At 63.0% G+C, this 14,284-nt stretch carries 14 protein-coding genes; 12 read left to right on the plus strand and 2 right to left on the minus strand.

Going from position 1 to position 14,284, the window contains the following annotated elements; genetic code table 11:
* The first annotated feature begins 132 nt into the window (after positions 1-132).
* The 5 genes from glpD to N5A93_RS09350 all read left to right on the plus strand — a co-directional run bounded on the left by glpD (position 133) and on the right by N5A93_RS09350 (position 6,248).
* Positions 133-1,776 (plus strand): glycerol-3-phosphate dehydrogenase, encoded by a 1,644-nt coding sequence (glpD, locus tag N5A93_RS09330; RefSeq protein WP_268954814.1) that lies wholly within the window; start codon positions 133-135, stop codon positions 1,774-1,776.
* Complete coding sequence (glpK, locus tag N5A93_RS09335; protein ID WP_268954815.1) at positions 1,773-3,257, plus strand: glycerol kinase GlpK; 1,485 nt, start codon at positions 1,773-1,775, stop codon at positions 3,255-3,257. The genes glpD and glpK overlap by 4 nt, the downstream gene beginning before the upstream one ends.
* A gap of 231 nt (positions 3,258-3,488) precedes the next feature.
* On the plus strand, positions 3,489-4,484 hold the full coding sequence (locus N5A93_RS09340) for a TRAP transporter substrate-binding protein (RefSeq protein ID WP_268954816.1): 996 nt from the start codon (positions 3,489-3,491) through the stop codon (positions 4,482-4,484).
* Position 4,485: 1 nt separating this feature from the next.
* Complete coding sequence (locus tag N5A93_RS09345) at positions 4,486-4,998, plus strand: TRAP transporter small permease (RefSeq protein WP_268954817.1); 513 nt, start codon at positions 4,486-4,488, stop codon at positions 4,996-4,998.
* The gene (locus tag N5A93_RS09350) at positions 4,995-6,248 is read left to right on the plus strand and encodes a TRAP transporter large permease (RefSeq protein WP_268954818.1); all 1,254 of its coding nucleotides are present in this window, start codon (positions 4,995-4,997) and stop codon (positions 6,246-6,248) included. Before N5A93_RS09345 ends, N5A93_RS09350 begins: the two co-directional genes overlap by 4 nt.
* A gap of 14 nt (positions 6,249-6,262) precedes the next feature.
* Here the strand turns inward: N5A93_RS09350 and N5A93_RS09355 are convergent, their stop codons facing one another.
* Complete coding sequence (locus N5A93_RS09355) at positions 6,263-7,198, minus strand: LysR family transcriptional regulator (RefSeq protein ID WP_268954819.1); 936 nt, start codon at positions 7,196-7,198, stop codon at positions 6,263-6,265.
* A 113-nt stretch (positions 7,199-7,311) separates the two neighbouring features.
* On the opposite strand from N5A93_RS09355, the gene N5A93_RS09360 reads away from it, so the two are divergent.
* The 6 genes from N5A93_RS09360 (at position 7,312) to N5A93_RS09385 (ending at position 12,965) form a co-directional block, all read left to right on the plus strand.
* The gene (locus N5A93_RS09360; protein ID WP_268954820.1) at positions 7,312-7,785 is read left to right on the plus strand and encodes a TRAP transporter small permease; all 474 of its coding nucleotides are present in this window, start codon (positions 7,312-7,314) and stop codon (positions 7,783-7,785) included.
* Positions 7,782-9,092, plus strand: a complete 1,311-nt coding sequence (locus N5A93_RS09365) for a TRAP transporter large permease (RefSeq protein ID WP_268954821.1) — start codon at positions 7,782-7,784, stop codon at positions 9,090-9,092. The genes N5A93_RS09360 and N5A93_RS09365 overlap by 4 nt, the downstream gene beginning before the upstream one ends.
* A 40-nt stretch (positions 9,093-9,132) precedes the next feature.
* Positions 9,133-10,131 (plus strand): TRAP transporter substrate-binding protein DctP, encoded by a 999-nt coding sequence (gene dctP, locus N5A93_RS09370; protein ID WP_268954822.1) that lies wholly within the window; start codon positions 9,133-9,135, stop codon positions 10,129-10,131.
* A gap of 63 nt (positions 10,132-10,194) precedes the next feature.
* Entirely contained in the window at positions 10,195-11,295 is a 1,101-nt protein-coding gene (locus tag N5A93_RS09375) for an NAD(P)/FAD-dependent oxidoreductase (protein WP_268954823.1), read from the plus strand.
* Complete coding sequence (locus tag N5A93_RS09380; RefSeq protein ID WP_268954824.1) at positions 11,270-11,584, plus strand: 2Fe-2S iron-sulfur cluster-binding protein; 315 nt, start codon at positions 11,270-11,272, stop codon at positions 11,582-11,584. The genes N5A93_RS09375 and N5A93_RS09380 overlap by 26 nt, the downstream gene beginning before the upstream one ends.
* Positions 11,571-12,965 (plus strand): FAD/NAD(P)-dependent oxidoreductase, encoded by a 1,395-nt coding sequence (locus N5A93_RS09385; protein WP_268954825.1) that lies wholly within the window; start codon positions 11,571-11,573, stop codon positions 12,963-12,965. The genes N5A93_RS09380 and N5A93_RS09385 overlap by 14 nt, the downstream gene beginning before the upstream one ends.
* A gap of 227 nt (positions 12,966-13,192) precedes the next feature.
* Here the strand turns inward: N5A93_RS09385 and N5A93_RS09390 are convergent, their stop codons facing one another.
* Complete coding sequence (locus N5A93_RS09390; RefSeq protein ID WP_268954826.1) at positions 13,193-13,378, minus strand: DUF1737 domain-containing protein; 186 nt, start codon at positions 13,376-13,378, stop codon at positions 13,193-13,195.
* A gap of 327 nt (positions 13,379-13,705) precedes the next feature.
* On the opposite strand from N5A93_RS09390, the gene N5A93_RS09395 reads away from it, so the two are divergent.
* Positions 13,706-14,233, plus strand: a complete 528-nt coding sequence (locus N5A93_RS09395; protein WP_268954827.1) for an IclR family transcriptional regulator — start codon at positions 13,706-13,708, stop codon at positions 14,231-14,233.
* Positions 14,234-14,284 lie beyond the last annotated feature (51 nt).

The raw sequence follows: 14,284 nt of genomic DNA on the forward strand, positions 1-14,284 counted from the left end.
GAATGGCAAGAAAAACTTGATAAATGGATGCGATATAGCGAAATTTAGAACATAAATTTAATCAAAACGAACCTAAACGAAGGATTCGGATTGACTCTGTCAGGCGGGCCATGCTTGCGTCAGCGCATCGGCATGGCAGTGAAAGGACGGCAGGTGGAAGCAGCGCGGGGCAAGGATCCGGTCGATCTTTTCGTGATCGGCGGCGGGATCAATGGCTGTGGCATCGCGCGCGACGCGGCGGGGCGGGGCTTGAGCGTGGAGCTGGCGGAGATGAACGACCTGGCCTCGGCCACGTCATCGGCCTCGACCAAGCTGTTTCACGGTGGGTTGCGCTATCTCGAGTATTTCGAATTCCGGCTGGTGCGAGAGGCGTTAATCGAACGCGAAACGCTGTTGCGGGCAATGCCCCATATCAGCTGGCCGATGCGCTTCGTCTTGCCGCTGCATGAGGGGATGCGTTTCGAGGGCGAGACGCCGGCGTCCAAGCTGCTCAACCGGGTGATGCCCTGGATGAAGGGGCGGCGGCCGGCATGGATGATCCGGCTGGGGCTGTTCATCTATGATCATATGGGCGGGCGGGACATATTGCGGGGCACGCGGGCGGTGGACCTGACGACGGATCGCGCGGGCGTTGCGTTGAAGGGCAAGTTCAGGCGCGCCTTCGAATATTCCGATTGCTGGATCGAGGATAGCCGCCTCGTGGTGCTGAATGCGCGCGATGCGGCGGCGCGGGGTGCGGCCATTCGCACCCGCGTCAAGGTGGTGTCGGCGCGCCGCGAGGGCGGGGTCTGGGCGGTCACGCTTGAGGATGGCGAGACCGGCGAGGTCAGCACCACGCGGGCGCGCGCGCTGGTCAATGCGGGCGGCCCATGGGTGGGCAAGGTGATCCACGACGCGCTTGGGCGGAACGGCGATGCAGGGCAGGCTGTGCGGCTGGTCAGGGGCAGCCATATCGTGACGAGGCGGCTTTTCGATCACGACCGCAGTTATTTCTTTCAGGGGGGTGACGGGCGGATCATATTCGCGATCCCCTATGAGGGGGATTTCACGTTGATCGGCACCACCGACGCCGAGCACGAGGACCCAGCGACCCCGCCGGTCTGCACAAAAGAAGAGGCCGAATACCTGTGCCGTTTCGCGTCGGAATATTTCGCGCGGCCGGTGACGCGGGAGGATATCGTCTGGAGCTATTCGGGTGTGCGGCCGCTTTATGATGACGGCGCGGCATCGGCGACGGCGGCGACACGCGATTACGTGCTCAAGCTCGAGCCGGGGGACGGGGTGCCGTTGCTCAATGTCTTCGGCGGCAAGATCACCACCTATCGCAAGCTCGCCGAGGCGGCGATGGGCAACCTGTCGCCGTTCTTCCAGGGGCTGCAACGTGACTGGACGGCGGGGATGGCGCTGCCGGGGGGCGCTTTCGAGGTCGATGCCGTGGCGCGTCTGATCGAGGAACTTTGTGAGACCTATCCGTTTCTTGATGCGGGCTGGGCCGGACGGCTGATCAGGGCCTATGGCACCGAGGCGGGCGAGGTGCTGGGCGATGCGCGCAAGGCGGGCGATCTGGGCCGGGATTTCGGCGCGACCCTGCATCAGCGCGAGGTGGAGTGGCTGATGCGCCGCGAATATGCGCGCTGCGCCGAGGACGTGCTCTGGCGGCGCAGCAAGCTGGGGCTGCGGATGAGCGCAAGCGAGATCACCGCGCTGGACGCATGGATGGCCGAGCAGCGCAGGCCGCGCCATAATGAGCCTGCCGCCGCCGGAGGAGAGACATGAGCCATATCCTTGCGATCGACCAGGGCACCACATCGAGCCGCGCCATCATTTTCGACGATCAAATGCGCCTCAAGGCCACCGCGCAGGAGGAATTCCCCCAGATCTATCCCGAATCGGGCTGGGTCGAGCATGACCCCAATGACCTCTGGTCGACTATCGCGGGCACCTGCCGCGCGGTGATCGAGCGGGCCGGGCTGACGGTGGCGGATATCGCCGCCATCGGCATCACCAATCAGCGCGAAACCACGCTGGTCTGGGACCGGAAAACCGGCGCGCCGGTTCACAACGCGATCGTCTGGCAGGACCGGCGCACCGCCGAGCTGTGCCGCGATCTGCGCGATGCGGGGCATGAGGCGGCGGTGCGCCAACGCACGGGGCTTTTGCTGGACCCGTATTTCTCGGGAACCAAGCTGAAATGGATACTCGACAATGTGGAGGGCGCCCGCGCGCGCGCCGAAAGGGGCGAGTTGCTGTTCGGTACGGTCGACAGCTTTCTGATCTGGAAGCTGACCGGCGGCAAGCTGCATGCGACGGATGCGACCAACGCCGCACGCACCCTTCTATACGACATCCGCAAGGCGCGCTGGAGCAGCACTATCTGCGAAATGCTGGATATCCCGATGGGTATGCTGCCTGAGGTGCGCGACAGCGCGGGCGATTTCGGCATGGTGCGCGACGATCTGTTCGGGCGCGAGATTCCCATTCGCGGGGTCGCCGGGGACCAACAGGCGGCGACGCTGGGGCAGGCCTGTTTCCAGCCCGGAATGATGAAATCGACCTATGGCACGGGCTGTTTCGCGCTGCTCAATACCGGGGACACGCCGGTGACATCGCAAAACCGCCTGCTGACGACCATCGCCTATCAGCTTGACGGCAAGCCGACTTATGCGCTGGAGGGCTCGATCTTCATCGCGGGAGCGGTGGTGCAATGGCTGCGCGACGGGTTGAGGATCATCCGCGAGGCCAGGGAAACGCAGCCGCTGGCGCAACAGGCCGATCCCGGCCAGAACGTGGTGCTGGTGCCGGCCTTTACCGGGCTTGGCGCGCCCTACTGGAACGCCGAATGCCGGGGCGCGGTATTCGGCCTGACGCGCAATTCGCGCCCCGAGGAGTTTGCCCGCGCCGCGCTGGAAAGTGTCGGGTTCCAGACCCGCGACCTGTTGGAGGCGATGCGAAGCGATTGGGCCGGGCAGGGCGATGCGGTCCTTCGCGTCGATGGCGGCATGAGCGCATCGGATTGGACCATGCAGTTTCTTTCGGACATCATTGACGCGCCGGTGGATCGCCCCGAGGTTCTGGAAACCACGGCGCTGGGCGCGGCGTGGCTGGCGGGGATGCAATCCGGGCTTTACCCGGATGCGGCGGAATTCGCCAAGACATGGGCGCTGGAGCGCCAGTTCACCCCGGCGATGGAAGGGGATGAGCGCGCGCGAAAATATGACGCCTGGAAACGCGCCGTAGCGGCGACGCAGGCATTTTGAGCGCGGCGCGCCAAAGGCGGGGGCAAGGCAAGGCAAGCACCGTTTGGCGCCCCCGCAAGAGTCCCTTGAATCCCCGTCAGCTTTCACGTTTAAGCGTAATAAAGCTGCGTTTTGCATAGGGTTTCAGCACATGAGAGACGCTGATCCGGGCTTGGCCGAAATCTCCGATCCCGGAACGCAGCACCCGGGCGCAAGAAGCGCCGTTCGCGATTGGTTTCAGGAGGAAACAAGATGAATGATTTGAAAACGATGGTCCGTTCCGCCGTTGTGGCAGGGTTCGGTCTGGCCGCGAGCGCCCTGCCTTTGGCCGCCGAGATCGAGCCGGTGAACTTGCGCCTTGCGCATGTGGTGAACGAGCAGGACGGCTTTCACGCCGCTGCCACCAAGTTCAAGGAGCTTGTCGGTGAACGCTCGGACGGGGCGATCAGCGTCGAGATATTCCCCAACGCGACACTGGGGGACGAACGCACCCTCTTGGAGGGCATGCAGATCGGCACCGTGGATATGGGCGTGATCACCAACGGTCCGGTATCGAATTTCCTTGAGGATATGGCGGTGTTCGAACTGCCCTTCCTGTTCCCCTCGGCCGAGAAGGCCTATGAGGTGCTTGACGGGCCGATCGGTCAGGAGCTTCTCGACCGTCTGTCGGAAGTGAACCTCAAGGGTCTGGCCTATGCCGAGCGTGGCTTTCGCAACCTGACCAATTCCGAGCGCGCGGTACGCAGCCCCGAGGATATCGAGGGCCTGAAGATTCGCGTGATGGAGAACCCCGTTTACATCGACACGTTCCGCGAACTGGGTGCCGATGCCATCCCCATGGCCTGGACCGAGGCGCTGACCGCGATGCAGCAAGGCACCATCGACGGGCAGGAAAACCCGGTGGGCGTGGTCTATTCCTTCAAGTTGAACGAGACCCAGACCAACATGACGATGACGCGCCACAGCTACGCGCCGGCGATCTTCGTGATGGGCATGCCGGTCTGGCAGAAACTGTCGCCCGAAGCGCAGGAGATCGTCGTTCAGGCCGCACAGGACGCCGCCGAATATGAACGCGCGCTCAATGCCGAGCAGCAGAGTGAGCAGCTTCAGGCGCTGCGCGATTCGGGGATGGAGATCGTGGACGATGCCGACCTTGCGGCGTTTTCCGAAGCGGTCGCGCCGGTCTATGAGAAATATGGCACGAGGTTCGGCGATTACCTGACGCGCATCCAGGACGCGCTGAAGTAAGATGCTGAAACTGCTGGAGTGGATCGACCGGATGGTCGGCGCGATACTTGGCCCCGTGGTGTTCGCGGGGATGGTCGCGCTGACCGGGGTGATCACGTTGCAGATCGTGTCGCGGGTGGCGTTCACCTCGGTCAGCTGGACCGAGGAAGTCGCCCGTTTCCTGCTGATCTGGATCACCTTTCTGGGTGCCACTCTGGCCTACCAACAAGGCCGGCATATCGCTGTCACGCTATTGCGTGACAGCCTGCCGGAGCGCCTGCGTCGGGTCGTGTCGGGCGCGGGGATGCTGGTGGCGATCGCGTTTCTGGTCACGCTGGCGGTGATTGGCTGGCGTTACATGGGGATACAGAGTTTCCAGAAATCGCCGTCGCTGCGCATGTCCATGGGGTTGGTCTATGCGGTAATGCCGGTCTGCGCCGCGATCATGGCGGCTCTGTCGATGATCGATCTGATCCGCCTGCTGGCGGGACAGGAGCCGCGCGGTGTCGCTGCGGTGCCGGAGGGGCTGGAATGAGCCTGGTGCTGGCCGGTCTGTTCATCCTGTTTCTGCTCATGGGCCTGCCCGTCGCCATCGTCATCGGGGCGGCGGCGATGAGCGCGCTCAAGCTCGGGGGCGTGCCGCTGATGGTGGTGCCACAGCAGATGTTCTCGGGGATCAACAGCTTTGCGCTGGTGGCGGTGCCGATGTTCGTGCTGGCCGGGGATATCATGGCGCAGGGCGAGATCTCCAGGCGGCTGGTGGCCTTTGCCGACAGCATGTTCGGTTTCATCAAGGGCGGTCTGTCGGTGGTGTCGGTGCTGGCGGGCATGTTCTTTGCCGCGATTTCGGGCTCGGGGGCGGCGACCACGGCGGCGGTGGGCGCAAGCCTTGTGCCCGAGTTGAAGCGCAAGGGGTATGACCCGGCTTCGGCGGCGTCGCTGATCGCCGCATCGGGCACGATCGGGGTGGTCATTCCGCCATCGGTGCCGATCATCATCTACGCGGTGATTGCGCAGGAATCGGTGAAGGAGCTGTTCCTGAACGGCTTCATTCCCGGCCTTGCCATGGGTGTGGGGCTGATCGCCGTCGCGCTCATTCAGGGCCACAGGCGCGCCTATCCGCGTGGCACGGCATTGTCGCTGGCCACCATCGGGCGCACGCTGATTTCGGCAAGCTGGGGCCTGATGGCGCCGCTGATCATTCTCGGGGGCATCTTTTCGGGCATCTTCACCCCCAGCGAAGCGGCGGTGGTGGCGGTGAATTATGCCGTCTTCGTTTCGGTCTTCATCTACCGCGATCTGACGCTGAGCGGGCTTTACCGGATCGTGCTGCGCGCCGGGGTGACCACGGCCGTCATCATGTTTGTGATTGCCGCCTCCTCGGTGCTGAGCTGGGCACTGGCCAGCTGGCAGGTGCCGGGGGCGATCGCATCCTTCGCACTGGCGCTGTCGGGGAATATCTACGTGCTGCTGATCCTGATCATGGCGCTGATCCTGATCACCGGCGTGTTCCTGGAAACCGCGAGCGCGCTGATCATCCTGACGCCGATGCTGTTGCCGCTGGCGGCGCAGCTGGGGATCGACACGGTGCATTTCGGGATCATCATCGTCGTGGGGCTGGCCATCGGCATGGTAACGCCGCCGGTGGCGATCAATCTGTTCGTGGCCTCGACCACGGCCAATGTACCGATCGAAAGGATCGCCCGCGCGGTGCTGCCCTATCTGCTGGTGCTGATCGTGGTCTATCTGCTGATCGCCTTCGTTCCGCTGCTGCTGGCGCTTTAGCGCGGAGCGTGGCGTCAACCCGGCGCCAAGACGTGGTTGATCTCGACCTGCATCCGGTCCACGGCGGTTTCCAGTTCGCGGATGAAGGCGCGCCCGGCCATTGATTGCGTGGCGTAGCCGGGTGTGAGGATCGAGACACTGTTCGAGATGCGCGGCCTGAAACGCCGGATCGACAGGCGCGCGCCTTCCGGGGCCTCGAGAAGGTGGCTGTAGGCGGTGATCATGTCGCAGACCATCACGCAGACACCCGCCGCGACGAACTGAAGACCAGGCAGGAAGGTGCGCAGCTCCAGCCGTTTCTTGAACCGGCACCCCGCGGCGCGAAACGCGGCCTCTGTCTGGACGGCTGTTCGGTGCTCGTCAAAGAGCACGGCCATTGGGCGCCCGTCGAGATCGGCGGGGGTGATCGTGTCTGACTGGGCCAGAGGATCATCGGCGGGCAGGATGCAGACGCATTCGAGATCGTAATCGGTCTGCCGGATCGAGGCGCGGGGCCGGGGCGTTTCCGAAAAACCGATATCGAATTGCTGTGATGCGATCAGATCCTCGATGATATCCGAGGAGCGCATGATCAGGGATACGTCAAGGTCGTCGCGCCCGTCGAGAAACCGTGTCATGAGCTTGGGCAGAAGCACGCTGGAGGCCGCCGGGTGGCACGCCACCTGCAACTTGCCCGACTGAAGCGTACCGATCCGTTCGAGCGTGCGTTCGGCGCGTTCGACCCGGCTGAGAATCTCCTCGCATTCCTCGAGAAAGAAATGCGCCTCGGGTGTCGGCGTGAGTTTGCCCTGTTCGCGCACGAAGAGAGCAAAACCAAGCTGACCCTCCAGCGACTGTACCAGCGTCGATACCGCCGGCTGGGTGCGGCTGACGGCGCGCGCGGCCTGACTGATCGAGCCCGAGCGCATGACTTCCCTAAAGGTGGCGAGTTGCCGGAGCGTGAGATGCATTGGGTATAAATCCAATCAATGGCTTTAAAGATATTATGAAATTGATTTTATGGATGATGTCCAGTGTTATGGATCAAAGCCTAACGCGGACAACGCGTGGGCGAGGGGGACCGATGGACACTTTCGCCAAATACCTGCTGACAGCCCTGATCTGCATCGTGGCCCTGGGCCAGTTCGTGCAGGTCATTACACGCTATGTGTTGCAGGTCCCCGTGATGGGGCTTGAAGAGACGATGCTTTACCCGACCTTGTGGCTTTATATCCTCGGGTCGGTCAACGCATCGCGCGAGAACACGCATATCCGCGCGAACGTGCTTGAGATCTTTATCACGACCGAGCGGGGTCACACGATTCTTGCCATTCTAGGTGAGATCATCAGCCTGATCGTCGGGCTTTGGCTGCTCTCCTGGGCGTGGGATTACACGCGCTATGCCTGGCGAGTCTGGCGCGAAAGCCCGACGCTCTACATACCGACATTCTATTCCGATGTCGCGTTGCTGATCGGGCTTGGACTGATGATGGTCTACACGGCATGGCACCTTTGGTGCCACATCCGCAGCCTGCGCGGCAGGGGGGAAATGGTATGATCGAGATCGCGCTTTTCGCCATCGCCCTCCTGGTGATCACCCTTACGCTGGGCGTGCCGCTGCCCTACTGTTTCGGCGCCGCGCTGATGGTGATGTATTTCTTCGGCGACGTGACGATGAAAGGCATGATGCTTTGGGGGTTCCAACAGCTTGGCAATCCGGTGCTGTTGGCGATTCCGCTGTTCGTGCTGGCCGGGACAATCATGTCCGAAAGCGGGATTGCCGCGTCGCTTCTGCGCTTCGTGAACGCCTTCATCGGCCACGTCCGCGGCGGTCTGGGGGTGGTTGCAGCCGTATCCTGCGCGGTGATCGGGGCGATCTCGGGCTCGGGTCTCACTGGTATTGCCGCCATCGGCCCGCTGCTGATCCCCGAAATGGAAAAGCGTGGCTATCCGCGCGAATACGCCACCGCACTGATTGCCAATTCATCGATTCTTGGCCTGCTCATTCCGCCATCGGTTACGATGATCGTTTACGGCTGGGTCACCGATACCTCAATCCTGGCCTGTTTTCTGGCGACGCTGGGTCCCGGCCTGCTGATCATGTTCGCGTTCTCGGTGATAAACCTGGTGATGTCGCGCAAGTTCGACCTTATGCTGGATGAAAAGCCTTCCTTCTCGGAACTCTCGGGCGAGGTCGCCCGGCGCGGGTTTCATGCCTTTCCCGCGCTGCTGATGCCGGTGATCATCCTGGGCGGCATCTATGGCGGCGTCATGACCCCGACCGAGGCTGCGGCCGTGGCGGTGATTTATGCCGTGCCCGTCGGCTTTCTGATCTACAAAGGTTTGAGGCTGTCCAATTTCCTTTCGGCGGGCAAGGAAGCCGCAACCGCCGTGGGCGCGATCATGCTGATGATCCTGTTCTCGATGATCCTGTCGCAGATGTTCGTCTATGAAAGCATCCCCCAGCAACTGGTGCAGGGGATTTTCGCAATTACCGAAAACAAGGTCCTGTTGCTGATCATGATCAATATCCTGCTGTTCATGGTGGGCATGGTGGTCAATGACGTGACCGCGATCATTCTGATCGCACCGCTGCTGTTGCCCCTGATGAACGCCATCGGCGTCAGCCCGGTGCAATTCGCGGCGATCATGGGGGTCAATACCGCGATGGGCGGGGTGACACCGCCCTATGCCTCGATCCTCTACCTGGGAGCGCGGATCGGCAAGGTGAAGGTGACGAAGGTCATCCCGCCCGCGATGAAGCTGATCCTGTTCGGTTATGTGCCGGTGGTCTTCCTGACCTCGCTCTGGCCGGACCTGTCGCTCTTTCTGCCGCGTTTCTTCGGTTATGACGTGGCGCCCTGATCAAGCCCTAGCAAAAAAATCCAACAAGGAGAAAACCAAAATGAAACATGCCTTTCTGACAACCGCTACCGCCGCACTGATGGCGTTTGGAACCTTCGTGCAGGCGCAGGACCTGAAGATGAGCCATGTGCGCCCCCAGGACGCCACTATCGACGTGGAGTTGCGCGCGTTCTCGGCCGCAGTGGATGAGGCCACGGGCGGCGACGTCAAGGTCAATATCTTCCCGGCCTCGGCGCTGGGCGACTACACCACGGTGCAGGAACGCGTCAGTGTCGGCGCCATCGACATGGCTACCCAGCCTGCGGCGACTGCCGCCGACCGGCGCATGCAGATCAGCTCTTTCCCCTATCTGGCCGGCAACTGGGACCAGGCCCGCGCGGTCTATGGCCCCGGCGGTGTCGTGCGCGAGGTGATGGCCGGGCTTTACGCCGAGCAGGACATCACCATGCTGGCGGCTTATCCCGTGTATTTCGGTGGTATCTCGCTCAATGTCGAACATCCCGGGGCGGGTTCGGTCGAAGCAAATGGCATCAAGGTGCGCGTGCCGGGCATCAAGTCCTTTCAGCTGACCGGCGAGGCGCTGGGTTACATTCCCTCGCCGATCCCGTTCTCGGAGGCCTTCACGGCCGTACAGACCGGCGTGGTCGATGGTGTGATCGGGTCGGGCGCCGAGGGATATTACGCCTCGTTCCGCGACGTGACCAAGACCTACATTCCCGCCAACACCCATTTCGAGGTCTGGTACATGATCATCTCGAACGAGAGCCTTGCCGGCCTGTCGGATGAGGATCAGGCCGCACTGAAGGAACAGGCGGCGGCCTTCGAGGCGACCCGCTGGGATGTGGCCGAGGCCGATCAGGGCCGCAACGAGCAGCGTCTGGTTGACGAGCTGGGCGCGACCGTCGTTGAATTGAGCGAGCAGGATCTGGCAGCCATGGCCGAGAAAACCCGCGCCGATGTCTGGCCCGCCGTTCTGGAGGATGTGGGCGCCGATTGGGGCCAGGCGATCCTTGACAAGGTTGCCGCCGCATCCAACTGAGCCAGCATGGGGCAGGGCGGTTCTTGCCGCCCCGCCCGTTTCTTTTACTATCGGGGCAGGGACATGGACACCGATTATGCCATCATCGGAGGCGGGGTTGTCGGGCTCTCGCTGGCCTGGGGCCTTTTGCGGCGCGGGCTGACGGTGACGGTTCTGGACGGTGACGATGGGTCGTTCCGTGCCAGCCGCGGGAATTTCGGCCTGGTCTGGGTCCAGTCCAAGGGCGTGAACCAGCCCCGATATGCCCGCTGGTCGCAGCAATCCGCCGCGATCTGGGCGGAATTCGCCAATGAACTCGGCGCCAATACCGGTCAGGATGTGCCGCTCGAACAAAGGGGCGGTTATGATCTGCATTTCTCGGAAGAGGCCCTGGAAGCCAAGGTCGCCAAATACGAGACACTGAAAGCGCAGTTGGGTGGCGATTACCCTTACGAGGTGCTGGGTCACAATGCGCTTCGCAAGGAAGAATCCCATATCGGCCCCGGGGTCGTGGGGGCGATCCTGCATCATCAGGATGGTCATGCGAATCCGCTCAGGCTGCTCATGGCGCTGGCGGCCGATGTCCGGCGGATGGGAGGGCGCGTGCTGACCGGCAAGACCGTCACTGAGGTGACCAAGCCTGACGGATTTCGTGTTGTCTGCGCAGACGGGACGGCGCTTGGTGCAGGCAAGGTCGTCCTGTCGGCAGGGCTTGGCGCGGCAGAACTTGGCCCGCGCATGGGTTTCAAGGCCCCGGTGCGTGCGCAACGCGGACAGGTGCTAATCACCGAGAAGCTGCCGAAGCTGATCAACCGGCCCTCGCTCATCGCCCGTCAGGTCGACGAGGGCGGCATTCAGATCGGCGCCACCAACGAAGAGGTCGGGCTTGATGATCGGGTCACGCAGCCGGGGCTTTCGGGGCTGGCCGCCAAGGCGGTCGCCGCCTATCCCGCGCTGGCCAAGGCGCAGCTTGTCCGAAGCTGGGGAGCGCTGAGGGTGCTGTCGCCCGACGGGCTGCCGATCTACCAGGAAAGCGCCACGATGCCGGGGGCATTTATCGTGACCTGTCACAGCGGCATCACGCTGGCCGCCGCGCATGCCCGTCTGATGCCTGATTGGCTGGAAGGCACCGATGCGGCCCCGGATCTGGAGGTGTTCAGTGAAGACCGCTTCGCCGTTTCTTGAGATAGGTGCCGACGCCGGTCCGTGCGTCGATGTCACCTTTGAAGGCGCGCCGCTGCGCCTGACGGAGGGCGCGAATCTTGCCGCCGCCCTTCTGGCAGCGGGCGTGGAGGTATTCCGCCACACCAAGACCACAGGCGCGCCGCGTGCGGCCTTCTGCATGATGGGGGCCTGTTTCGACTGTCTGGTGGAGATCGACGGCGTCGTGCGGCAGGCCTGCATGGTCGAGGCATCCCAGGGGCTGCGGATCAACCGGCCGCATGAGGCGGAGGCGCATGATGATCCGGCGTGATCTTGTCATCATCGGTGCCGGGCCCGCAGGCATGGCCGCGGCGGTGCGGGCGGCCGATCTGAGGCTGAGCGTCAGCATCCTGGACGAGCAGCTCCGCGCCGGTGGGCAGATTTATCGCGATGTTGACCGCGCCGCTGCACTGCGCGGCGATATCCTGGGCAAGGATTACGCGCATGGCGCAACCCTGACCGCAGGTTTGCGCCGCGATGCGATCGACCACTTGCCCGGTGCCGTGGTCTGGGCCATCGAAGAAGGTTTTCGCATCTCCTACAGCCAAGACGGGCAGGGTGCACAGATCGCCGCCTCGCATGTTCTTTTGGCGACGGGAGCGCTGGAGCGACCAATGCCGCTGCCGGGTTGGACGCTGCCGGGCGTGATGACGGCGGGCGCCGGGCAGATCCTGCTCAAGCAATCGGGCGTTCTGGCACGCAATGCTGCGCTGGTGGGCTCGGGGCCGCTGCTTTACCTCATTGCCGCACAGATGATCCGCGCGGGCACGCCGCCCGCCGCCATGGTCGAAACGCAAGGCCGGGGCGACATCATCAGCGCCATGAGGCACCTTGGCGGGGCGCTTCGCGGGTGGCCCTATCTGCTGAAGGGCATGATGATGCTGGCCGAGATCACCCGCGCCCGCGTGCCACGCTTTACCGGAGCGCAGGGGGTCGCCATCGAGGGCGACACGAAGGCCGAGGCCGTCACCTTCACCAGCGCAGGCCGCAGCCGCCGAATCGTCTGCGACACGGTTTTCCTGCATCATGGCGTCGTGCCGAATACGCAGGCCGCGCGTTCGCTGGGTGTCGGTCATTCATGGAGCCGGGCGCAGAAATGCTTTGTCCCGGCAGTGGATGAATGGGGCCAGAGCGACATTCCGGGCGTTTTCATCGCTGGAGACGGGGCCGGGATCGGCGGGGCGAAGGCGGCGGAACATGCCGGTGGCCTTGCCGCGCTGAAGATCGCCGAGGAACTGGGCCGCCTCGATCCGTCGGGCTGCATGGAGCAGGCCACTCCTCTGCGGGCCGCTCTGACGCGCGAACGCGCGCCGCGCGCGTTTCTGGATACAGCCTATCCGCCCTGCGCCGAGGCGCTTGCGCCCGGAGACAGCACGATTGTCTGCCGTTGCGAGGAGATCACGGCCGGAGACATCCGCCGTTATGCCAGCCTGGGCTGCCTCGGACCGAACCAGGCCAAGGCGTTCGGGCGGGCGGGCATGGGGCCTTGCCAGGGGCGATTCTGCGGTCTGACGGTGTCGGCGCTCCTTGCGGATGCGAATGGGCGCACACCGGACGAGACGGGCCATTTCCGCATTCGCCCGCCCCTGAAACCAGTGACGCTTGGCGAATTGGCGGCAATGGACGCAGTCGCGCAGGACGAGGCCACGTGAAACGAGGGACGAGGCGATCAAGAGGATCGCAGCCTTCCGGCGCATGTGCTGTCAGCGAAGCGCAGAGAGATGACAGCGTTCATCTGATTTGAGTATTTCTGAACGGTGATAGCCGAAGCCATCGCCCGCGGCGAATCGGACCCCTCGGGCGTATTCCCGGCCCAGATCCCGGGTATTGCAACCCGACGGCAAAAGCCGTCGCAAGGTCATTCTTGTGACACCTCCTGTTAGCGAACCATCGGCTGTGTCAATATGAGCGTTTCGGCGAGCGTGGCCGAAGCGAGTTGTCCGAACGGTTGCCATCCGTTCTTGATGTGATCGTTCACCTGCTTGGAGAGCCTGTCATGCGTCTCGTCCGCGTCCGTCTCGGCATAGAGCGCCGATATGACCTTGTACTCCGTGATCCTGGTCATTGCCCTTCCTCCCGTTCTGTCGTTTTCCCTACGGCAATGTAGTGTTTGCGGACTGCGCCATAAAGATGGTCACGCGGGCAACCCTGCCTGGCCGCGTCCTGAAATAGCTGGTCAACACGGGCAGTGATTGGCGCCGGCCCCGGCTTTGCCCCGCGCCTCGGACCCCGCGCGCAGCCTGCGCATGCGGTTCTGCATCGTCGCGCCGGATCAACCCGCCATCCTCGCCGCGGCGACGGATTGTGAAATTTTTCTGAAACTGATTGCCTTATGCGCAAATTGTATCACAATTTGAGAATCAGTCTCTTTCTGCGATATGATTCGAGCGACATGCATCTGGACCGCCTGATCACCATCCTGGAAATCGTTGCCGTCGCAGGGCGGCCCGTTTCCACGACCGAAATCCAGAAGGCCACCGGGCTTCCGAAGCCGACCTGTTACAGGCTGATCCAGACGCTTCAGGACCAGGGGCTTGTCGAGGCCCCGTCAGGCGGCGGGCGCGTGGTGATCGGTGAGCGCCTGATCCGGATCGCCCTTCTCGGGAAGTCCGACGTGGATGTGAGAAAGGCGGCGGGGCCTCTGCTCAAGTCTGCGGCCAGTCACTTCAGGGAAACCGTCTTTCTTGCCCGCTTTCGAAACAGCCAGGTCGAGATCATCCATGCGGAAACGCCGGAAGATCCCGCGCGCGCCTTCGTTCATCCCGGACTCGGGGTGCGCCCGATGCATGCCTGTTCATGCTCGAAGGCCATCGCTGCCTTTGCCGAACTGGAGTTTCAGGATAAGATCATCAGCGGCAGCGGTAATCCCCCCGAAAATCAGTGGTGTTCAAAAGTAGAATTTTCTCGGCAAGATATCTGAGGAGATTTACGATGAAGAACGGACGATACAGCGATGCACAGATCATGGCGA

Source organism: Roseovarius salincola (genome assembly GCF_026891095.1).
Taxonomy (GTDB): domain Bacteria; phylum Pseudomonadota; class Alphaproteobacteria; order Rhodobacterales; family Rhodobacteraceae; genus Roseovarius; species Roseovarius salincola.